Origin of the sequence: Bradyrhizobium glycinis, from assembly GCF_016031655.1 — a bacterium.
In the GTDB taxonomy this organism is placed as follows: domain Bacteria; phylum Pseudomonadota; class Alphaproteobacteria; order Rhizobiales; family Xanthobacteraceae; genus Bradyrhizobium; species Bradyrhizobium glycinis.
Map to the genome: position 1 here is coordinate 53777 of NZ_JACCHQ010000029.1, position 18890 is coordinate 72666.

Below are 18890 nucleotides of genomic sequence, written 5' to 3' on the forward strand. Positions count from 1 at the left end.
TTGCCGCCCGGCATCAGTTCCGCGCTGCGGCACGGCCGATCTTACGCGGCCGGGCGGCGGGTTCCGACGCCGCCCGCATGATCCAGCGGCGGAAGGCGGCAAAGTCGCGCTGCTCGGTCTGGAAGCTGCGATAGACGAGGTACCAGCGCATGCCCTTGGGTACCGACAGAGCGAACGGCGCCACCAGCCGGCCGGCCGCGAGATCGTCGTCGATATAGGGGCGGATGCCCATGGCGATGCCGAGCCCGTCGGCCGCAGCCTGCAGCGCCTGGCCGTAGAACTGGAACTCGGGCCCGCGCGCGTTGATCCTCGCGGTGCCGGCCGCCTTCAGCCAGATCGGCCAGTCCTCGGGTGAGTGCGCGACGCGGATCAGGCTCGGTCCTTTCAGGTCGCCCGGGCGCTTCAATCCGCCGGCAAGGCGCGGCACGCAGACGGGGGTGAGGTCGCCCGCGAACAGCGGCTCGGCGACGAGGCCGGGCCAATCCCCGGTGCCGAGCTTGATGCCGCAGTTCCAGTCCTCACCGAATGGCACCGCGGCGCCGCCGGTGGTGAAGCGCACCTCGATGTCGGGCTCCTCGCTGCGAAACTCCGACAGGCGGGGGATCAGCCAGCGCATCGCAAAGGTGTGGCCGACGCCGATGGTGAGCACGCGCACGCTCGCAGGCGCCGTGACCTGCGCGGTGAGGCTCGCCAGCGCATCGAAGATCGGTGTCAGCCCGCTCTGATAGGCGCGGCCGGCCTGCGTCAGCACGAGCCTGTTGGCCTTGCGCTCGAACAAGGCGACGCCGAGCCGCTCTTCGAGCAGGTGCACCATGCGGCTGACGGCGGCCGCCGATACGCTCAGCTCAAGCCCCGCCGCAGCAAAGCTGCCGGTCCGCGCCGCCGCCTCGAACGCCTTGATGCCGTTGAGAAACAGCAGCCGCCGCAAATGACCCACCCTCAGGAAAACTGATGCCAGGGCAAGATAACTCAGTTTGCGGAATAGGCGCAAGCGAGGCACAAACATCAGCGTAATTCGTGCTGATTTGTTGAAGGAGGCGCGATGCCGTCACCTCTCCCCGCCCGCGGGGAGAGGCCGGAATTTGCGAGAGCAAATTCCGGGTGAGGGGGACACTCCGCGAGTCTCGTTCTCACCGTCCGCGCGGAGACTCCCCCTCACCCCACCCTCTTCCCGCAAGCGGGGCGAGGGGGCGATGGAGCCTTCGTCCCTTACGTTCAGCCACCACCGGAGAATTCCTCGTGGCTCCCATCATGATCGCTGCCCTCGGATTGCTGATGGTGGCCACGGCGTTTCTGTCGGGGCTGTTCGGCATGGCGGGCGGGCTGATCCTGATCGGCGTGCTGCTGGCCCTGATGCCGCTGCCGACTGCCATGGTGCTGCATGCGATCACGCAGATGGCCTCGAACGGCTGGCGGGCGTTCCTGTGGCGGGCGCATATCCGCTGGCGGCCGGTTGCGAACTACATGGTCGGCGCGACTGTGGCGCTCGCCGCCTGGTCGCTGACCCGCTACGTGCCGGACAAGCCGACGGCGCTGCTGTTGCTCGGCATCACCCCGTTCATGGCGCGGCTCTTGCCGGCGAACATCAAGCCGGATCCCGACCGTCTTTGGCAGGGCACGGTCTACGGCACGATCTGCATGGGCCTGATGCTGATGACCGGCGTCTCCGGCCCGCTGCTCGACACCTTCTTCCTCGGCGGCGATTTCGGCCGGCGCGAGAAGGTGGCGACGAAGGCGATGTGCCAGCTCGTCAGTCATTTCACCAAGCTGATCTATTTCGGCGGCATCATCGATCAGGCCGCGAGCCTCGATCCCGTGCTCGCCATCGTCGCGATCGCAGCCTCGATGCTCGGCACCACGCTCGCGCGGCGCATTCTCGAAGCCATGACCGACCAACAGTTCATCGCCTGGTCGAACAAGCTGATCACCACCATCGCCTGCTACTACGTCGCCCATGGCGGCTGGCTGTTGCTGCGTGCGCCGGTTCTGGCCGCCTTCGACAAGGGAGGTTTGCAATGAGCGAGACGGCCGATCCGCTGGTGCTGGACTTCGTCGAATGGGTCGCGCGCGAGCCACGCGCCTACGCCGAGGTGCTCGCGACCTGGAAGACCTCGTGCCCGCGCCTCACCATCTGGGAGGACGCCGCCGAGCGCGGCTACGTCGCGCGCGAGAGTCGGCCAGGCCTTGGGCTCGTCATTGCCGTGACGGAAGGCGGCGAGAGGCTGTTGCGCGCGAACGGGCGGTGATGCCTCCACATCGTCATTGCGAGCGCAAGCGAAGCAATCCAGAATGCCTTTCGCGGCGGCAGACCGGATTGCTTCGTCGCATCAGCTCCTCGCAATGACGGAGCATGAGGAGGCGCCTTTCATGTCACTCAAACTCTTCGAACTCGTCGGCACCGATCCCGCGCGCCCCTTCAGCCCGTATTGCTGGCGCACGCGGATGGCGCTGGCGCACAAGGGCCTCACGGCGGAGTCGCTGCCCTGGCGCTTCACGGAGAAGAGCGCGCTTGCCCCGCACGGCTCGGAGAGGGTCCCCGTGCTGTTGCATCATGACAAGCCGGTGGTCGATTCCTGGACCATCGCGACCTATCTCGAGGACAATTTTCCGGATCGGCCGTCGCTGTTCGGCGGCGAGGGCGGCCGTGCCATGGCGCGCATGATCAATGCGTGGGGCGACATCGCCATCGTCGGCGGCATCTTTCCGCTCATCATCGCCGATATCCCGAAGAATCTGAATGAGGTCGATGCCGCCTATTTCCGCAAGTCGCGCGAGGCGCGCTTCGGCGGCAAGACTCTCGAGGAGATCATGGCGAGCCGCGACGCCGGCGTCATCGCCTTCCGCAAGTCGCTGGAGGTGATGCGTCAGTCGTTCAAGACGCAGCCCTTCATCGGCGGGGATGCGCCGAACTACGCCGACTATATCGTGTTCGGCGGATTCCAGTGGGCGCGCGTGGTCAGTCCGTTCAAGCTGCTCGAAGCGAATGATCCGGTCTATGCCTGGCGCGAAAAGCTGCTGGATGCGTTCGACGGCATGGCGCGAAAAGTGTAGCGGATGACGTGCTGCTCGCTCCTGGACGCGTTCAACCCGCGCAGGCGTGTCCTGTTACGCGTTCGTTCCTGACGACGACTGCGATCAACTTGCTGGCGACGCCATCGAAGTCCGATGGTTTGAAATAGCCCCTTGCGTAGGCTTCCTGTGTGAGCCGCTCAATGCGCTTGTCTTCTCCGGTCGACCACTGCCTGGCAATGTAATCGGCGCCCGCCGGACCGAATGTCTCGGGATAGCGCTCTGTCTGATTCTGACGGTGGTAGTAGTACTCATTGAGGCCCTCAATGAAGTGTCTGCGCGTGTCACCGGTGCAGCGCCCACTCCAGGGAAGCTCCAGCGCGACCATTGCGCCGCGGCGCTGGCTGATGCGCGATTCGACCGTGTATTTTTCAGTGTCTCCGTAACCTTTGCCGTCACCCGCAAAGGCCTGGGACCGAGGCTTTGGTTCCGGCGCAAACGCCCAAGCTGCGACTTGACAGACCACGATCGCCCAGATCGCGAACCAGATGCGGCTCATTTGCCGCTCCCTGCTGCGCGCATCCGCGGCAGGCAAACCGGAGACGGCTCGGACCACAGGCCGGGGCCAGCAAATTGCTTGACCGTGAGGCGGAGTTCCTCCGGAAAGTCGGTCTCGACGACGCCCTTCTGCTCAAAAGCTTCGGCCAGCGCGGCGCTGACTCGAATGTCGAGGGGTGTAGAGAACGCCGCGTTGGCCTCGTCCCTCTTCTTCTCGCTGCAGAACATCGCCATCATGGGGTTCGGGCAGTCGAAGATCTTCACGTACGCACGTGCATAGGCCGTCGTTGCGGCGATGAGATTGGCCTTCATCGTGTCGTCGCATGGCGACATCGCGTACGCGGTCGCTGCCTGCAACGCGTCGAGCCGCAGTACGTCGCGCTTCGGATCTTTGTCGCTTTGGGAAGTGTGTGCGGCTTCCCACATTTTGCGATCGTACGCCTTGGCGCTCTCTCCCCCGAATGTCGTGGTGAGCGTGGGCTGCAATGCGCTGATCGGCGAAACCGTGGAGGCGGGAAACCCGCGCATTGCCCAAGACATTCCGACGAAGGCGGTAGTGAAAGCCATACAGGTGAACAATACGAAACGGATCATTTCCGGTGCACTCGCATTTGCGGGGCACAACTTACCCGTGTTTCGTTAAGAGATGCATGAAAGCGCGGGATGCCGCCGGGAAAGGTAAACGGATCTGAAAGGACGTAGCGAGAATTGTCCCCGGCGCCGCAACTCCCTGCCGTCATGTTCTCTCGAACGACAGGGCATCGTCCTTCAAGAAGCGTGTTCCGCGTCGCCTCGGGAGACCGTACTCGGGTCGTTGCCGTGCGGCGAAGGTATCGCAACGGCCGCCGCTTTCCTTAAACATTCCCGGCACAGGCAGTCCTCGCCCGCGACCGGCATCGGCAGCCGTGCCGTCTCCTCCGCGCACCAGCAATTGCCCGAGAGATCGCAGCCGAATTCGCTGCCGCAACGAGAACAGGTGAGACGGCGCGCAGGTGCCGGCGCTGACGGCATTTCTTTCGGATTTGTCATGATTTAGGTCGAAGCTTCGCCGTCATTTTCATGTCGGGTTCATCTGCCGCTGCGGTATATTACGCGCCGCCCGCGTCGCAGGGAAGCACCTCCCAACGCGCGAAGGACAGATCATCGATGGCCCGCGATTCGCAAGCCGCCCTCGTCGCGCTCAACCGCTTCGGCTTCGGCGCCCGCGGCGGTGCATCGGGCGATCTCGTCAACGCAAGCTCCGACCCGCGCGGCTTCGTGAAGGCCGAGCTTTCGCGCCCCAATGGCGTGCTGCTGGAAGCGCCGGGCCTGCAACCGACGCCGCAACTCGGGCAGGCTGTATTTGCCTATCAGGACCAGGTCAAGCAGGCGCGTGAGGCGGCGAAGGCCGCCGCGCCCGCCGAGACGCCGGCACAAGCGCCTGCCGATCAGAAGCCGCCCTTGCGCCGCAATCTCTCGCTGAATGCCGCGGCAGAGATCACCGGCCAGATGGCCGATGCAAAGCCCGCCGGCAGCGCACCGCAACCCGAGACCATGCAGCCGAGCGCGGCCGCGCCGCAGCCCGCCGCCAAGCCGGCGCCGCAGCCGCTTAATGTGATCCAGAAAGCCTTTCGCGCCGAGGCGCTGGCGCGGTTGCAGCGCGCCACGCTCGCCGAGTGCGGCTTCACCGAGCGCCTCGTCGCGTTCTGGTCCAATCATTTCTGCATCTCCGCCAGCAAGGGCGAGCTGGCGCGGATCTGGGCCGGCGCGTTCGAGCGCGAGGCGATCCGGCCGCACGTGCTCGGGCGCTTTGCCGACATGCTGAGGGCGGTCGAGCAGCACCCGGCGATGCTGTTCTTCCTCGACAACCAGCAATCGCTTGGACCTGACTCGCGCGCGGGGCAAAACCGCAAGCGCGGGCTGAACGAAAATCTCGCGCGCGAGATCATGGAGCTGCATACGCTCGGCGTCGGCGGCGGCTACACGCAAGGCGACGTCACCTCGCTCGCGCGCATCATCACCGGCTGGACGTTTGCCGGCCGGCAGGGGCAGCTCGGGGCCCCCGGCTCCTTCGTCTTCAACGTCAATGCGCATCAGCCCGGGCCGCAGGTCCTGCTCGGCAAGACCTACGACCAGGCGGGCCTCGCACAGGGCGAAGCCGCGCTCGCAGATCTCGCGCGGCATCCCTCGACGGCGAATTTCATCGCCACCAAATTCGTCCGTCACTTCGTCGCGGACGATCCGCCGCCGGCGCTCGTTGCGCGCCTGCGCGACGTCTTCGTCAAGACCGACGGCGATCTCAAGGCGATGGCGACGGCGCTGGTCGATTCCGATGAAGCATGGACGGCGCCGCTCACCAAGATGCGCTCGCCATACGATTTCCTGGTTGCGAGCGGCCGGCTGTTGGCACGCGTGCCGGAGGATCCCGGCCTCTATCTGAACAGCCTCAATCTGCTCGGCCAGCCGCTGTGGTCGCCGCCTGGTCCCAACGGCTTTCCCGACAGCAATGCCGCCTGGGCCGCGCCTGAAGGCATCAAGCTCAGGCTCGACATCGCGGCGCAGATCGGGGCGCGGCTCGGCAACAACATCGATCCGCTCGACCTGCTGGAGTTCGCCGCCGCCGATGCCGCCTCGGCCGAGACGCGGCGGACCATCGAGCGCGCGGAGTCGCGGCAGCAGGCGCTGGCGCTGCTGCTGATGTCGCCGGAAATGCAGAGGAGATGATGATGACCGACTGCGTCGAGAACCGGCTCCTCACATCCCGCCGAGGTCTCCTGCTCGGCGGCGCCTCCTTCGCAGCCTGGGCTTACCTGCCGAAATTCGCCCGCGCGGCCGACGGGCGCGATCCGCGGTTGATCGTGGTGATCCTGCGCGGCGCGCTGGACGGGCTCTCGACCGTCGCGCCACTCGGCGATCCCGATTATGCCGGCCTGCATGGATCGATCGCCCTTGCGGCCGATGGCGCCCATCCCGCGATCATGCTCGACTCGTTCTTCGCCCTGCATCCGGCGATGCCGGAATTCGCGCGCATGTATCGCGACAAGCACGCGGCGGTGATCCATGCCGTCGCGACGCCCTATCGCGACCGCTCGCATTTCGACGGCCAGGACGTGCTCGAAAGCGGCTATGCCGGTCCGGGCCGCGTGCAGTCCGGCTGGCTCAATCGCGCACTGGAAGTACTGCCGCGCGGCGAGCGCGTGTCGAGCGGGCTTGCGGTCGGCCCCACCACGCCGCTGGTGCTGCGCGGCAGCGCGCCCACTGTGGGCTGGGCGCCGGTCGCGCTGCCGCAGGCCGATGACGACACCGCGATGCGCCTCGTCGAGCTCTACCGCCACCGCGATCCCGCTTTGGCCTCCGCATTGTCGCAAGGCCTCCAGCTCGACAAGGCGGCGAGCGGCGACGACATGAAAGCTGCGCGCGGCAACGCCGTCGCACAGATGCGGCAGGTCGCGCGTGGCGCCGCAAAGCTGATGGCGGCCGATGACGGCCCACGCATCGCCGCGCTCGCCTTCGACGGCTGGGACACGCACGCCAATGAAGGCGGCCCTGTGGGGCGCCTCGCCTTCCTGCTCGGCGGCCTCGACGGCGCGCTCGCCGAGTTCGAAAGCGGCTTAAGGAATCGCTGGCGCGACACCGTCGTGGTCGTCGCCACCGAGTTCGGCCGCACCGCGCGCATCAACGGCACCGAGGGCACCGATCACGGCACCGGCACCATCGCCCTGCTCGCCGGGGGCGCGGTGCAAGGCGGCCGCGTCATCTCGGATTGGCCCGGCCTCAAGCTCGCGAACCTGTATGAAGGCCGCGACCTCAAGCCGACGACGGATCTGCGCTCGGTGATCAAAGGCGTGCTGCAGGACCAGTTCGGCCTGTCCGATCGCGTGCTGGCCGAGACGGTGTTTCCCGACAGCGCAAGCGCTAGGCCGATGAAGGGGCTGGTGGCTTAACCTCTCCCCGCCCTTCTGCGGGGAGAGGTCGGATTGCTCTGGCGCGCAATTTGCGCGCCTGAGCAATCCGGGTGAGGGGCAGGGCACTCTGTTGCCACGAATCAAATCCTTCCGAGTCGCAAGACGATTGCGATTGAGCGCACCGTATCTACAATCCACACCGAACTCGCGGAGACAGCCCCTCACCCACCCTCTCCCCGTAAGAACGGGGCGAGGGAGCGAGAGAGCGGTGCGTCCACTACGGGTGAGGGGCAGGGCAATGCGTAGCCGCAATGAAAAATCCATCCGACTCGCACGACGCTTGCGCGCTGATCAAACAGACGCCGAGACGGTTCTCTGGAATAGCATTCGCAATCGGAGGATCGATGGGCACAAATTCGTCAGGCAAGAGCCGATCATCGGCTACATCTGCGATTTCGTGTGTCGCGAGAAGCGGATCGTCATAGAGGTCGACGGGGGGCAGCACAATGAGTCCGCAGCGGATGCTGTTCGAGACGAGCGCTTCAGGGAGAAGGGCTACAAGGTGCTGCGCTTCTGGAACAACGATGTCCTCGGGAACACCGAAGGAGTTCTCGTCGTGATTCAGGCTGAGCTCGCGGCGGCGGGAAACGGGACTTAACCTCTCCCCGCCTTTCTGCGGGGAGAGGTCGGATCGCTGCGGCGCGCATTTGCGCGCTTGAGCGATCCGGGTGAGGGGCAGGGCACACTGTTGCCAGGAGGGAGTCCGTTCGACTCCCACATTGACAGTGCGTGCATCGCGCACATCGCCTACAATCAAGACCGAACTCGCGGAGGCAGCCCCTCACCCCACCCTCTCCCCGTAAGAACGGGGAGATGGAGCGCGAGAGCATCGCATCCTGCCGATTGGGCCTACAGGAGACACCGCCCCATGTACATCGCCATGAACCGCTTCCGCGTCGCCAAGGGCTCCGAGGCTGCCTTCGAGCAGGTCTGGCTCACGCGCGACACCCATCTCGACAAGGTGCCGGGCTTCATCGAGTTTCATCTGCTGCGCGGGCCGGAAGCCGAGGACCACACGCTGTACGCCTCGCACACCGTATGGGCGAATTATGCGGCGTTCGAGGCCTGGACCAAGTCGGAAGCGTTTCGCGCAGCGCATCACAAGGCCGGCGATAACAAGCCGCTCTATCTCGGCCATCCCCAGTTCGAAGGTTTCGAGGTGATGCAGACCGTGGGGCGCGGCGCCAAGTAGTGCTGCCGGCAAAAAAATGCGGCCCCTGTCAGACGCGGCGACTGACGGGGACCGCTTGGGGCGCATGATCGGTGACGGGGGCCTGACCAGACGCAGGGGCAGCGTAGCCTTGCCGTGTTACGCGCCGGTGACAGGCGGGGTTATCCACAGGCCCCACGGCGCAGGGCTCAGAAGATCTTGCGATAGACGATGAAGCCGGATCGCTCCGCGACCTTGTCGTAGAGGCGCTGCGCCGTGAGATTGGTCTCGTGCGTCTGCCAGTAGACGCGCGGCGATCCCGCCAGCTTCGCCCGCTCGTAGACGCCATGGATCAAGGCCGAGCCGACGCCCTTGCCGCGCGCGGCCTCGGACGTGAACAGGTCCTGCAAATAGCAGGACGGCTCGATCGCGGTGGTGCTGCGATGGAACAGATAGTGCGTCAGCCCGAGCAAGTGGCCATCGCTTTCGGCGACCAGCGCATGCATCGGCTCATAGGCATCGAAGAAGCGCTGCCACGTCATCCGCGTGATCTCGGGCGCGAGCGCGGTCGGACCGGAGCGACCGTAAAAGGCGTTGTAGCCGTCCCACAACGGCAGCCATTGATCGTAATCCTGCCTGGTGACGGCGCGAATGATGAGCGACATGTGAACTTCTGCGATCTCGGACGTTGCGCGACGAAGGGACGCCCTTCATACGTGATGATCGTACTGCCGATCAATCGCACACGCGCATCACTCCGCAACGCGCAAGGTCCGGATCAGCTTGCGGCCGGTCGGACCGCGCAGCGAGCGGTAGTAGTCGGCGCGTGCCGGCGCATCGGTGTGGCGCACGAGGTCGGTCACCGGGGTGTAGCTCAGCATCCGCCCGCCATCGGGGAGTGCGGTGCAGACGAAGCGCAGCACCTCGCCGTTGCGCAGCTCGATCTTGATCGGCGTGGCATCGCCGACCCGCACCATCTCCATGCGCTGGGCGATGAAGGTGCCGAGCTCGTCCTCGGGCAGCTCGAACGCGCCGGTGTCGCGGCCGTGATACATCAGAGCGATGAAGGGGGGCCTCGCGTCGGCGACCTCGTCCGGCACCGCAAAATAGTCGCGGAACGCGCGGTTGATGAATTCGGCCCGGGTCTCGGCATCGAGCAGCACGATGCCGAGATCGATCTTGTCGAGCGCGGCCGACAGGCGCGCGGCAATGGCGTGGCTGCGGCGCTCGGCCGCGAAACTGCCGAGCAGCCGCTCGCGAATCAGCCCGGTGATGCCGGCGGTGCCGAAAGCGGTGACCGCCAGGAGGCCGAGCTGCACCAGATCGGCGGCGCCATGGCCGGAAAGGCCGTGGCGGTTGAGGAAGAACAGAGCTGTGGCGATCACCGCGACGATCGCGGTCGTCACGGCGGAGGCGAGACCTGCGAGCGCGCCGGCGAGAGCCACGATGCCGACGAACAGCGGGGCGGGCGAGGGCGCGGGGACGAAGCGATCGAGCACCATCGCCAGCAGCAGGGTCGCTGCCGCCAGCGCCGGACCGGAGATCGCACGCCATCCGAACCGCATGGACCTGTCTCGCTCCTCCCGAACGAGGTAAGGTCGCAACACTGACTGATTGTTGCCTGACCGCGATGCGATTTCGTGCAGCGTGCTTAAGGCGCGCTTGCGCGCAAGCCTAAGGCTTTCGGAAGATTTTAGACCATCTGCGCGTGCTTGACGCGCAGCTGCAGCGTCGGCGCATTCAGCGTCGACGTGCCTGCGCCCTTGCGCGTGCCGACGATGATCAACAGCGAGGCCGCGACCAGGATGGCCGCAGTCAGCGTGATCGCAACGACTACCACAGGTGATTTCATCGACGTCCTGTCGCGATGCCGGTCGGCGCGGGCCGCACGGCGCCCTGAAGGCTGGTCCAGGATGAAACGGGAATCAGACCGGCAGGCCCATCGCCATGGTCGCCTTGGTCGACAGCACCGTGAGGGTGACGATCAGGCACAGCGAGAGCGCGGCGACGGCGAGCGAGGCCGCGACCGCATGGGTGAGCCGGGAAGACGCGACGGTAGCGGATGGGCTCTGAAACCCCGCTGTGCCGGACGCCCGCATCATGGTCTAAATCCTTCAACACGCGAGCGAATCACCCGCGACTTTCCAGAATTTCCCAGTTTCAACCGGCAATATTGCGGCGGCGACCGCGCCGAAAGTGGCGGGATTGCGGCAAAGGGAGCCCTTATGCCCGCTATTCGCCGGAGCGGGCGCCGTCAGGCGCTCGCAGCGATGCTGGCGGGATCGTCGATGTCGGCCGGGCGCCAGTCCATGGTCACGAAGCCCGGCGTGGCTTCGACGCGCTTCAGCCAGTCCCGGATCGCCGGGAAAGCCTGGAGGTCGAAATCGCAGCGATCGGCGAGGTGGGTGTAGCCGTACAGCGCGATGTCGGCGACCGTGAGCTGGCGCGCGGCGAAATAGGAATTGGTCTTGAGGTGATTCTCCATCACCTGGAGCGCGCCATAGCCGCGCTCCATCCAGTCCTCCAGCGAATGGGTCTGCAGGTCGCGACCGCCCTTGACCAGCGACAGCCAGAAATAGGCCGCGCCGATGTTCGGCTCGAGCGCGTGCTGCTCGAAGAACATCCATTGCAGCGCCTCGGCGCGGTCGATGCGGTTCTCCGGCGCGAGCGGCGTGCCGACGGCAACGTACCACAGGATGGCATTGGACTCGGCGAGATAGCGGCCCTCGCCGACCTCGAGCAGCGGCACCTGCCCCGATGGGTTCTTCGCGAGGAAATCCGGCGTGCGGCTCTCGCCGCGCAGAATATCCACCTCCACCGCTTCGTAAGGCAGGTTGAGCAGCGCCAGCGCAAGGCGGACCTTGTAGCTGTTGCCCGAGCGTTGCATCGAATAGAGCTTGTACATTCTGGCGTTCGAAATCCGAGGACGAGAAGACGCGGCGCTCGTTGCCCGCGAGGCGGCTAAACAATGATGCCGATGCGAATCCGCCGCAAGAGCCGGCCGATAGAAAAACTCGAAAACCCTACCGCACTGCAATGGAGCGGAAGATCATTTCCGCGCGACGAGGCAAATCAGATCACGCTTACGTCAATGCGTGGAGGCATTGCGCCGTGCGTGGTGCGAAGACGGTGGAGCTACCAACGCTAAGCCGCTGAAACCTCCGCATCGTCGTGGCCGGGACAAGCCGGGACAAGCCCGGGCATGACGACCTTCTGTTTTGATCGCGAGGGAGCTTGAAATTGCTCCGAGGACAGGCCTTGCCGGATGTGAGGGGTTTGGCCGGCAAAGTTGCGCAAAATTGCGGGAAACCGCGCCTCTGAGCGCTCCAAATCGTAAACTTTTCCGGGATCGGGCCGAAGTTTCTTGCGGGCCAGCGGCACACGTTTTAGGGTGGCTCATTCCCACAATCAGAGTCGTGAGGCGAAGGGCTTCACGACGCTCGCCAGGAGATGATGATGTCCTTCCTTGCCGCTGCGCTCGACCGTGTGAAGCCGTCCGCGACCATCGCGGTCACGGATAAAGCACGCGCGCTGAAAGCGGCGGGCCGCAACGTCATCGGCCTCGGTGCCGGCGAGCCCGACTTCGATACGCCCGCCAACATCAAGTTGGCGGCGATCCGCGCCATCGAGGCCGGCAAGACCAAGTACACCGCCGTCGACGGCATTCCCGAGCTGAAGGAAGCCATCATCGCGAAGTTTCAGCGCGAGAACGGCGTTGCCTACAAGCCGAACCAGATCATCGTCGGCACCGGCGGCAAGCAGGTGCTCTACAACGCGTTGATGGCGACCATCAATCCGGGCGACGAGGTGATCATTCCCGCGCCCTATTGGGTCAGCTATCCCGAGATGGTCGCGCTCGCGGGCGGTGAGCCGGTGCCGGTGGTCTGCACCGCCGCGACCGGCTTCAAGCTCCAGGCCGAAGCGCTCGAGCGCGCGATCACGGCGAAGACCAAATGGGTCATCCTGTGCTCGCCGTCGAACCCGACCGGAGCTGCCTACACGCGTTCGGAGCTGAAAGCGCTCACCGACGTGCTGATGAAGCATCCCCATGTCTGGGTGATGACCGACGACATGTACGAGCATCTCGTCTATGACGACTTCCAGTTCACCACCGTCGCGCAGGTCGAGCCCGGCCTCTACGACCGCACGCTCACGGTGAACGGCGTCTCCAAGGCCTATTGCATGACCGGCTGGCGCATCGGCTATGCCGGCGGCCCGGCGCAGCTCATCAAGGCGATGGCGACGATCCAGTCGCAGTCGACCTCGAACCCGTGCTCGATCGCGCAATGGGCCTCCGTCGAGGCGCTGAACGGTCCGCAGGAGTTCATCCCGGCCAACAACAAGGTGTTCAAGGAGCGCCGCGATCTCGTGGTCTCCATGCTCAACCAGGCGAGCGGCATCGAGTGCCCGCGTCCCGAGGGTGCGTTCTACGTCTATCCGTCCTGCGCCGGCACGATCGGCAAGAAAGCGCCGTCGGGCACCGTGATCTCGAACGACGAGCAGTTCGTCACAGAGCTCCTGGAGACCGAAGGCGTCGCCGTGGTGCAGGGGTCGGCCTTCGGCCTCGGCCCGGCGTTCCGCATCTCCTACGCGACCAAGACCTCGGACCTCGAAGACGCCTGCAAGCGCATCCAGCGCTTCTGCGGCAATCTGCGGTAAGCCAAAGACAATGCGAATTGAAAAGGCCCGCTTCGTGCGGGCCTTTTTGTGTTTCTCGATAAGCGGAGTCGGACGGACTTTTGCTTCTGGTCGGCGTTGTGCCAGGCCCCTCACCCGGATTGCAGCGCAATCCGACCTCTCCCCGCAGAAGAGCGGGGAGAGGTTAAGCAAGTCGGCGACGTTGCACTGTGTGGGACGCGTCGCACTCTCACACCCTCTCCCCGTTCTTACGGGGCGAGGGTGGGGTGAGGGGCTCTCTCCGCAAGTTCGATTCTAACGTGTGCGATCTGGCACGGCCGCGGCTCTTATGGCATAGACCATCGCGCGCCGCTTGCCAGCCGCGGCTTCTCTGCTCGCATCATCATCGCCGGAGACATTCATGCACCGTTCATTCCTCTTCGCCGGACTCATCGCTGCCGGCCTCACGGCCTCCGTCGTGAACGCTGGCGCACAGCAGCGGATGGCGCGGGTCGGCGTGCTCGAATGCCGGGGCGGCGCCAGCGTCGGCTTCATCGTGGGGTCGGTGACCCATCTCGGCTGCGTGCTGCGCGCCGACGGCTTGCCCGACGATCGCTACGTCGCGACCATCCGCAAGGTCGGCCTCGACATCGGCATCACCCAGGAGACGGCTTTGGCCTGGGGCGTGTTCGCACCGGTCGACCGGCTCGGCCCCGGCGACCTCGCCGGCAATTACGCCGGCGCGCAGGGCAGCGCCTCGATCGGCGTCGGCCTCGGCGGCAACGTGCTGGTCGGCGGCTCCAACAATTCGATCGCGCTCCAGCCGCTTAGCGTGCAAGGCCAGGTCGGCCTCAACATCGCTGCGGGCCTCGAGAGCCTGGAACTCCGTCCGGGCCGTTGATGATTGTGGGCGAGGCTCGTTCTCCACCTCTCCTTCGGGAGAGGTGGAACACCGAGCCGGCCGTCTTGGAATTATAAGACTTGATCTAACTGACGACGCACCGCAGCGACGTTTGATGCTTGCCAAATCTAAGGGAGGGGCAGAGCATCGGCGTTTGCCGACCCAATCACGGGCCGAGCTCCACATCAAGGAGGCGGCGAATGGGACAAGACGTCAGAAGTCCCCGAGGTCCACGGTGCATCGCGCTGGTGGGCCCTTTCCAAAGCGGTAAAACCACACTTCTGGAAGCAATATTGGCGCGAACGGGCGCAATCCCGCGCGCCGGCAGCGTCGACGCCGGAACGTCCGTCGGCGACGCCACGCCCGAGGCCCGCAATCACAAGATGACCGTCGGCCTCACTGCCGCCACCACGAGTTTCATGGGCGACAGCTACACCTTCCTCGATTGTCCCGGTTCCATTGAGTTTGCGCACGACATGCGCGCCGCGTTGCCTGCGGTCGACGCCGCAATCGTGGTCTGCGAGGCCGACGAGAAGAAGCTGCCGCAGCTTCAGATCATCCTGCGCGAGCTGGAGGAGCTGAAGATCCCGCGTTTCCTGTTCCTCAACAAGATCGACCGCGCCAGCCAGCGCATCCGCGAGACGCTGGCAATGCTGCAGCCCGCCTCGCGCGTGCCGCTGGTGCTGCGCCAGATCCCGATCTGGAAGGGCGAGCTGATCGAGGGCTTCGTCGATCTCGCGCTGGAGCGCGCCTTCGTCTATCGCGAGCACAAGGCCTCCGAGGTGATCGCGCTCGAAGGCGGCGATCTCGATCGCGAGAAGGAAGCCCGCTTCTCGATGCTGGAGAAGCTCGCCGACCACGACGATGCGCTGATGGAGCAGCTGCTCGAGGACATCCAGCCGCCGCGCGATGCCGTCTTCGACGATCTCGCCCGCGAATTGCGGGAAGGGCTGATTTGCCCGGTGCTGCTCGGCGCCGCCGTGCGCGAGAACGGCGTGTTGCGCCTGATGAAGGCGTTGCGTCACGAGGCGCCCGGTGTTGCGGAGACTGCCAGACGCCTCGGCGTTCCCCAAGCCAAGGACGCGCTCGGCTATGTCTTCAAGACGCTGCATTCGCAGCACGGCGGAAAGTTGTCGCTGACGCGGCTGCTCGCCGGCCATCTGGACGACGGCGCCACGCTGCAATCCTCATCCGGCGGCGCCGGGCGCATCTCCGGCATCCTCGCGGTCAACGGCGCCTACGACACCAAGCGCGCCTCGGCAGAAGCCGGCGACACGGTGGCGCTCGCCAAGCTCGATCCGGTCAAGACCGGTGACACAGTTTCGAACGGCAAGACGGCGCCCGCGGCATTGATCACGATCGAGCCGACGCCGCCCGTGCTCGCGATCTCGGTCGCGGCCACCGACCGCAAGGACGACGTCAAGCTCGGCCAGGCCTTGATGCGCCTGCATGAGGAGGATCCCTCGCTCATGATCGTGCAGAACGCCAAGACCCACGACACCGTGCTCTGGGGCCAGGGCGAGATGCACCTGCGTGTCGCCAGCGAGCGCTTGCGCGACCGCTTCGGCGTCAAAGTCACCTCGCATCCGCCTGCGATCGGCTATCAGGAGACCATCCGCAAGCCGATCACCCAGCGCGGACGTCACAAGAAGCAGTCCGGCGGCCACGGCCAGTTCGGCGATGTCGTGCTCGATATCAAGCCGCTGCCGCGCGGCGACGGCTTCAAGTTCGCCGAGACGGTGGTGGGCGGCGCGGTGCCGCGCAACTACATCCCGGCGGTCGAGGAGGGCGTCGTTGATGGATTGGCGCGTGGTCCGCTCGGCTTCCCCGTCACCGACGTGCAGGTGACGCTGACCGACGGCTCCTACCACAGCGTCGATAGCTCCGATCTCGCCTTCCGCACCGCGGCGCGGGTCGGGCTCAACGAAGGCCTGCCGCAATGCCAGCCGGTGCTGCTGGAGCCGATCCACATGGTCGAGATCGTCTGCCCGACCGACGCCACCGCCAAGATCAACGCGATCCTGTCGGCGCGGCGCGGCCAGATTCTCGGCTTCGACACCCGCGAGGGCTGGACCGGCTGGGACTGTGTCCGCGCCATGATGCCGGAAGCGGAGATCGGCGAGCTGATCGTGGAGCTGCGCTCGGCTACTGCCGGTGCCGGTAGCTTCACGCGCCAGTTCGACCACATGGCCGAAGTCACCGGCCGCGCCGCCGACCAGATCATCGCCGCCCATCAGCACGCGGCGTGATCGGTTAGGAAGCCACCGCTCTTTCACTCCTCTCCCCGTTCTTACGGGGAGAGGGTGGGGTAAGGCTGTATCTACACGTGCGGCGCACGTAGGCCGCGCTCTCTCCACACGTCATTGCGAGCGAAGCGAAGCAATCCAGAATCCCCCCTCGGAAAGACTCTGGATTGCTTCGCTGCGCTCGCAATGACGAAGGAGATGGCGAGACTCCCCTGCTTGCATTTGCCCGTGCATGATGTATTTTACATCATTGTATATGTTCCAGATATCACTTATAACTGCTCGTAAGTGAGGCCAAGGTGATCACCTCGTTCCAGATGCGGGCAGCCCGCGCGTTGCTCGGCATCGACCAGAAAACCCTGGCCGAGCTCGCCGGCGTGTCGCTGCCGACCATCCAGCGGATGGAGGCCTCGACCGGCAATGTTCGTGGCGTGGTCGAGACCCTGATCAAGGTGGTCGAGGCGTTCGACCGGGCCGGCGTCGAGCTGATCGGCGAGCAGGCCCGCAGCGACAGCGGCGGACGTGGCGTTCGCTTGAAAGAGCCGGGGCCGCCGCGCCGTGTCGGAGCATGATCGCGCGTTGATCGTGCCCGGGATCAAGATGGGCTAGCGCATCGTCGCACCTTGGGACGCACGATGCTTCGGAGCATTGTGGGGCCAGCGGAGCACTTTGCTGACATGAGCATCACGAGCGATCAGGCAGGCCGGCTGCACCAGCTGCGTCAGCCGACCTTTGCCGAGCTCTATCTGCCGAAGCTCGTCACCGTCTTTCGCGAAGGCTACGGCCTTGCGGATTTCCGCGCCGACGTCTTCGCAGGCCTCACGGTTGCGATCGTAGCGCTGCCGCTGTCGATGGCGATCGCGATCGCCTCGGGCGTGACGCCGGACCGCGGCCTCTACACCGCCGTGGCCGGCGGCTTCATCGCCTCCATGCTCGGCGGCAGCCGGTTCCAGATCGGCGGCCCTGCCGGTGCCTTCATCGTTCTGGTCGCGGCGACCGCGGAGCGGCACGGCGTCGACGGAGTGATCCTCGCCACCATGATGGCGGGCCTGTTCCTGATCGGCGCAGGGCTGCTCAGGGTCGGCACCTACATCAAGTTCATTCCCTATCCCGTCACTGTCGGCTTCACCGCCGGCATCGCCGTCATCATCTTGGCCAGCCAGCTCCGCGATCTCTTCGGCATCACGCTCGCGGAGAGGGAGCCCAGTGAGTTCGTGCCGAAGCTCGTCGCGCTCGCCGGCGGCCTCGACACGATCAATCCATCCGCAGTGCTGGTCGCGATCGTCAGCATCGCCATCATCGCGTCGTTGCGGGTCTGGCGTCCCTCCTGGCCCGGCATCCTGATCGCCGTCGTTTTCGCCGCATTCGTGTGCGCAATATTCTCGCTGCCGGTGGAAACGATCGGCTCGCGCTTCGGCGGCATCCCGCGCGAGCTGCCCTCGCCGGCGCTACCCGCATTCTCGCTGGAGAAGGCAAGGGCGGTGCTGCCGGATGCGATCGCGTTCGCGCTGCTGGCGGCGATCGAATCGCTGCTGTCGGCGGTGGTGGCCGACGGCATGACCGGCCGCCGTCACCGCTCCAATTGCGAGCTAGTGGCGCAGGGCGCGGCCAATATCGGCTCGGCGCTGTTCGGCGGCATCTGCGTCACCGGGCTGATCGCGCGCACTGCAACCAATATCCGCGCCGGCGCGCGGGGGCCGCTCGCGGGCATGCTGCATTCGGTTTTCCTGCTGCTGTTCATGCTGATCGCGGCCCCGCTTGCAAGCTACATTCCGCTGGCCGCGCTCGCCGCGGTGCTGGTCGTGGTGGCCTGGACCATGGCGGAGAAGCACGAATTCGCTACGCTGTTGCGCTCGTCATGGGGCGATGCCGTGGTTCTGCTCGCGACTTTCCTGCTCACGATCTTTCGCGATCTCACCGAGGGCATCCTGGTCGGCTTCGCGCTCGGCGCGGTGCTGTTCATCCATCGCATGGCGGAGATGACGGGCATCGAGGAGCGCACGCCACTGGTTGCGGATGATCGCCCCGACGACGGCAACGGCGACCGCGTGCGTTACGATCCCGCGCTTGCGGTCGACCGCGACGTGCTGGTCTATCGCATCACCGGCGCGTTCTTCTTCGGCGCGGCCTCGGCGATCGGCAGCGTGCTCGACGGCATCGCCGACAGGCGCAAGGCCTTCGTGGTCGATTTCGCCGCGGTGCCGTTCCTGGATTCGACCGCGGCCAACGTGCTCGGTCGCGTCGCCGCCAAGGCGCACCGCCAGGGTATCAGGCTGTTCATCACGGGGGCCTCGCCCACGGTTCGCCGCGCGCTGCTCACTCATGGCGTCACGCCGCCGCGCGCGCGCTACCGCACGAGCCTCGAGCGCGCCATCGCCGACATCAAGGGCCGCGCCGCCGACGAGCCCGCTGCGAGCTGACGGGCCGCGCTTGACAGAGCGGGCGCGACGCGAAATGGATCGCCT

The 18890-nt window shown here is 65.8% G+C and carries 21 protein-coding genes; 12 read left to right on the forward strand and 9 right to left on the reverse strand.

Annotated features, from left to right (window positions below; translation table 11 throughout):
• Positions 1-13: 13 nt before the first annotated feature.
• On the reverse strand, positions 14-928 hold the full coding sequence (locus HZZ16_RS30770) for a LysR substrate-binding domain-containing protein (RefSeq protein ID WP_197953705.1): 915 nt from the start codon (positions 926-928) through the stop codon (positions 14-16).
• Positions 929-1239: 311 nt separating this feature from the next.
• Here HZZ16_RS30770 and HZZ16_RS30775 point away from each other — a divergent pair, with 311 nt between their 5' ends.
• From HZZ16_RS30775 to HZZ16_RS30785, 3 genes are all read left to right on the forward strand, one after another.
• Positions 1240-2019 carry a sulfite exporter TauE/SafE family protein gene (locus HZZ16_RS30775; protein ID WP_197953707.1) on the forward strand — a complete coding sequence of 260 codons (780 nt, stop codon included), beginning with the start codon at positions 1240-1242 and terminating at the stop codon, positions 2017-2019.
• Positions 2016-2246 (forward strand): hypothetical protein, encoded by a 231-nt coding sequence (locus HZZ16_RS30780; protein WP_197953709.1) that lies wholly within the window; start codon positions 2016-2018, stop codon positions 2244-2246. The genes HZZ16_RS30775 and HZZ16_RS30780 overlap by 4 nt, the downstream gene beginning before the upstream one ends.
• Positions 2247-2367: 121 nt before the next feature.
• Positions 2368-3051, forward strand: a complete 684-nt coding sequence (locus HZZ16_RS30785) for a glutathione S-transferase family protein (RefSeq protein WP_197953711.1) — start codon at positions 2368-2370, stop codon at positions 3049-3051.
• 31 nt (positions 3052-3082) lie between these two features.
• On the opposite strand, the gene HZZ16_RS30790 is transcribed toward HZZ16_RS30785, so the two are convergent.
• The 3 genes from HZZ16_RS30790 to HZZ16_RS37645 all read right to left on the reverse strand — a co-directional run bounded on the left by HZZ16_RS30790 (position 3083) and on the right by HZZ16_RS37645 (position 4596).
• Complete coding sequence (locus tag HZZ16_RS30790; protein ID WP_197953713.1) at positions 3083-3568, reverse strand: hypothetical protein; 486 nt, start codon at positions 3566-3568, stop codon at positions 3083-3085.
• Positions 3565-4161, reverse strand: coding sequence for a hypothetical protein (locus tag HZZ16_RS30795; RefSeq protein ID WP_246510550.1), 597 nt, complete (start codon positions 4159-4161; stop codon positions 3565-3567). Before HZZ16_RS30795 ends, HZZ16_RS30790 begins: the two co-directional genes overlap by 4 nt.
• Before the next feature lie 174 nt (positions 4162-4335).
• Positions 4336-4596, reverse strand: a complete 261-nt coding sequence (locus tag HZZ16_RS37645) for a cysteine-rich CWC family protein (RefSeq protein ID WP_246510552.1) — start codon at positions 4594-4596, stop codon at positions 4336-4338.
• A gap of 117 nt (positions 4597-4713) precedes the next feature.
• On the opposite strand from HZZ16_RS37645, the gene HZZ16_RS30800 reads away from it, so the two are divergent.
• From HZZ16_RS30800 to hmuQ, 4 genes are all read left to right on the forward strand, one after another.
• Complete coding sequence (locus HZZ16_RS30800; protein WP_197953717.1) at positions 4714-6270, forward strand: DUF1800 domain-containing protein; 1557 nt, start codon at positions 4714-4716, stop codon at positions 6268-6270.
• Positions 6271-6272: 2 nt separating this feature from the next.
• Positions 6273-7490, forward strand: a complete 1218-nt coding sequence (locus HZZ16_RS30805; RefSeq protein WP_197953719.1) for a DUF1501 domain-containing protein — start codon at positions 6273-6275, stop codon at positions 7488-7490.
• A 259-nt stretch (positions 7491-7749) separates the two neighbouring features.
• Positions 7750-8109, forward strand: a complete 360-nt coding sequence (locus HZZ16_RS30810; RefSeq protein ID WP_197953721.1) for an endonuclease domain-containing protein — start codon at positions 7750-7752, stop codon at positions 8107-8109.
• 270 nt (positions 8110-8379) lie between these two features.
• A complete protein-coding gene (gene hmuQ, locus HZZ16_RS30815) occupies positions 8380-8703 on the forward strand; it encodes a heme-degrading protein HmuQ (RefSeq protein WP_036030903.1) in 324 nt (107 codons plus the stop codon).
• Positions 8704-8870: 167 nt separating this feature from the next.
• Here hmuQ and HZZ16_RS30820 read toward each other — a convergent pair whose 3' ends face one another.
• From HZZ16_RS30820 to HZZ16_RS30840, 5 genes are all read right to left on the reverse strand, one after another.
• The gene (locus tag HZZ16_RS30820; RefSeq protein ID WP_197953723.1) at positions 8871-9326 is read right to left on the reverse strand and encodes a GNAT family N-acetyltransferase; all 456 of its coding nucleotides are present in this window, start codon (positions 9324-9326) and stop codon (positions 8871-8873) included.
• An 87-nt stretch (positions 9327-9413) separates the two neighbouring features.
• On the reverse strand, positions 9414-10226 hold the full coding sequence (locus tag HZZ16_RS30825) for a PAS-domain containing protein (protein WP_197953725.1): 813 nt from the start codon (positions 10224-10226) through the stop codon (positions 9414-9416).
• 128 nt (positions 10227-10354) lie between these two features.
• Entirely contained in the window at positions 10355-10513 is a 159-nt protein-coding gene (locus HZZ16_RS30830; protein WP_197953726.1) for a hypothetical protein, read from the reverse strand.
• A gap of 73 nt (positions 10514-10586) precedes the next feature.
• Positions 10587-10763: a hypothetical protein gene (locus HZZ16_RS30835; RefSeq protein WP_162832045.1), complete on the reverse strand. Its 177-nt coding sequence runs from the start codon at positions 10761-10763 to the stop codon at positions 10587-10589.
• A 152-nt stretch (positions 10764-10915) separates the two neighbouring features.
• The gene (locus HZZ16_RS30840) at positions 10916-11566 is read right to left on the reverse strand and encodes a glutathione S-transferase family protein (RefSeq protein WP_197953727.1); all 651 of its coding nucleotides are present in this window, start codon (positions 11564-11566) and stop codon (positions 10916-10918) included.
• A 551-nt stretch (positions 11567-12117) separates the two neighbouring features.
• Here HZZ16_RS30840 and HZZ16_RS30845 point away from each other — a divergent pair.
• The 5 genes from HZZ16_RS30845 (at position 12118) to HZZ16_RS30865 (ending at position 18845) form a co-directional block, all read left to right on the forward strand.
• Positions 12118-13320: a pyridoxal phosphate-dependent aminotransferase gene (locus HZZ16_RS30845; protein WP_197953728.1), complete on the forward strand. Its 1203-nt coding sequence runs from the start codon at positions 12118-12120 to the stop codon at positions 13318-13320.
• Positions 13321-13699: 379 nt separating this feature from the next.
• A complete protein-coding gene (locus tag HZZ16_RS30850) occupies positions 13700-14179 on the forward strand; it encodes a DUF992 domain-containing protein (protein ID WP_197953729.1) in 480 nt (159 codons plus the stop codon).
• A gap of 200 nt (positions 14180-14379) precedes the next feature.
• Positions 14380-16428 (forward strand): elongation factor G, encoded by a 2049-nt coding sequence (locus HZZ16_RS30855; RefSeq protein WP_197953730.1) that lies wholly within the window; start codon positions 14380-14382, stop codon positions 16426-16428.
• A gap of 296 nt (positions 16429-16724) precedes the next feature.
• The gene (locus tag HZZ16_RS30860) at positions 16725-16997 is read left to right on the forward strand and encodes a helix-turn-helix domain-containing protein (RefSeq protein ID WP_008566993.1); all 273 of its coding nucleotides are present in this window, start codon (positions 16725-16727) and stop codon (positions 16995-16997) included.
• Positions 16998-17102: 105 nt separating this feature from the next.
• Complete coding sequence (locus HZZ16_RS30865; RefSeq protein WP_197953731.1) at positions 17103-18845, forward strand: SulP family inorganic anion transporter; 1743 nt, start codon at positions 17103-17105, stop codon at positions 18843-18845.
• The last annotated feature ends 45 nt before the right edge of the window (positions 18846-18890 follow it).

Bases quoted from the DNA above. Each gene is read 5' to 3' on its own strand.
- HZZ16_RS30805 (WP_197953719.1), top strand. From the start codon at position 6,273: ATGACCGACTGCGTCGAGAACCGGCTCCTCACATCCCGCCGAGGTCTC.
- HZZ16_RS30780 (WP_197953709.1), top strand. From the start codon at position 2,016: ATGAGCGAGACGGCCGATCCGCTGGTGCTGGACTTCGTCGAATGGGTC.
- HZZ16_RS30830 (WP_197953726.1), bottom strand. From the start codon at position 10,513: ATGAAATCACCTGTGGTAGTCGTTGCGATCACGCTGACTGCGGCCATC.
- HZZ16_RS30825 (WP_197953725.1), bottom strand. From the start codon at position 10,226: ATGCGGTTCGGATGGCGTGCGATCTCCGGTCCGGCGCTGGCGGCAGCG.
- HZZ16_RS30840 (WP_197953727.1), bottom strand. From the start codon at position 11,566: ATGTACAAGCTCTATTCGATGCAACGCTCGGGCAACAGCTACAAGGTC.
- HZZ16_RS30800 (WP_197953717.1), top strand. From the start codon at position 4,714: ATGGCCCGCGATTCGCAAGCCGCCCTCGTCGCGCTCAACCGCTTCGGC.
- HZZ16_RS30820 (WP_197953723.1), bottom strand. From the start codon at position 9,326: ATGTCGCTCATCATTCGCGCCGTCACCAGGCAGGATTACGATCAATGG.
- HZZ16_RS30785 (WP_197953711.1), top strand. From the start codon at position 2,368: ATGTCACTCAAACTCTTCGAACTCGTCGGCACCGATCCCGCGCGCCCC.
- HZZ16_RS30835 (WP_162832045.1), bottom strand. From the start codon at position 10,763: ATGATGCGGGCGTCCGGCACAGCGGGGTTTCAGAGCCCATCCGCTACC.
- HZZ16_RS30865 (WP_197953731.1), top strand. From the start codon at position 17,103: ATGAGCATCACGAGCGATCAGGCAGGCCGGCTGCACCAGCTGCGTCAG.
- HZZ16_RS30850 (WP_197953729.1), top strand. From the start codon at position 13,700: ATGCACCGTTCATTCCTCTTCGCCGGACTCATCGCTGCCGGCCTCACG.
- hmuQ (WP_036030903.1), top strand. From the start codon at position 8,380: ATGTACATCGCCATGAACCGCTTCCGCGTCGCCAAGGGCTCCGAGGCT.
- HZZ16_RS30845 (WP_197953728.1), top strand. From the start codon at position 12,118: ATGTCCTTCCTTGCCGCTGCGCTCGACCGTGTGAAGCCGTCCGCGACC.
- HZZ16_RS30790 (WP_197953713.1), bottom strand. From the start codon at position 3,568: ATGAGCCGCATCTGGTTCGCGATCTGGGCGATCGTGGTCTGTCAAGTC.
- HZZ16_RS30810 (WP_197953721.1), top strand. From the start codon at position 7,750: ATGCGTAGCCGCAATGAAAAATCCATCCGACTCGCACGACGCTTGCGC.
- HZZ16_RS30855 (WP_197953730.1), top strand. From the start codon at position 14,380: ATGGGACAAGACGTCAGAAGTCCCCGAGGTCCACGGTGCATCGCGCTG.
- HZZ16_RS30795 (WP_246510550.1), bottom strand. From the start codon at position 4,161: ATGATCCGTTTCGTATTGTTCACCTGTATGGCTTTCACTACCGCCTTC.
- HZZ16_RS37645 (WP_246510552.1), bottom strand. From the start codon at position 4,596: ATGACAAATCCGAAAGAAATGCCGTCAGCGCCGGCACCTGCGCGCCGT.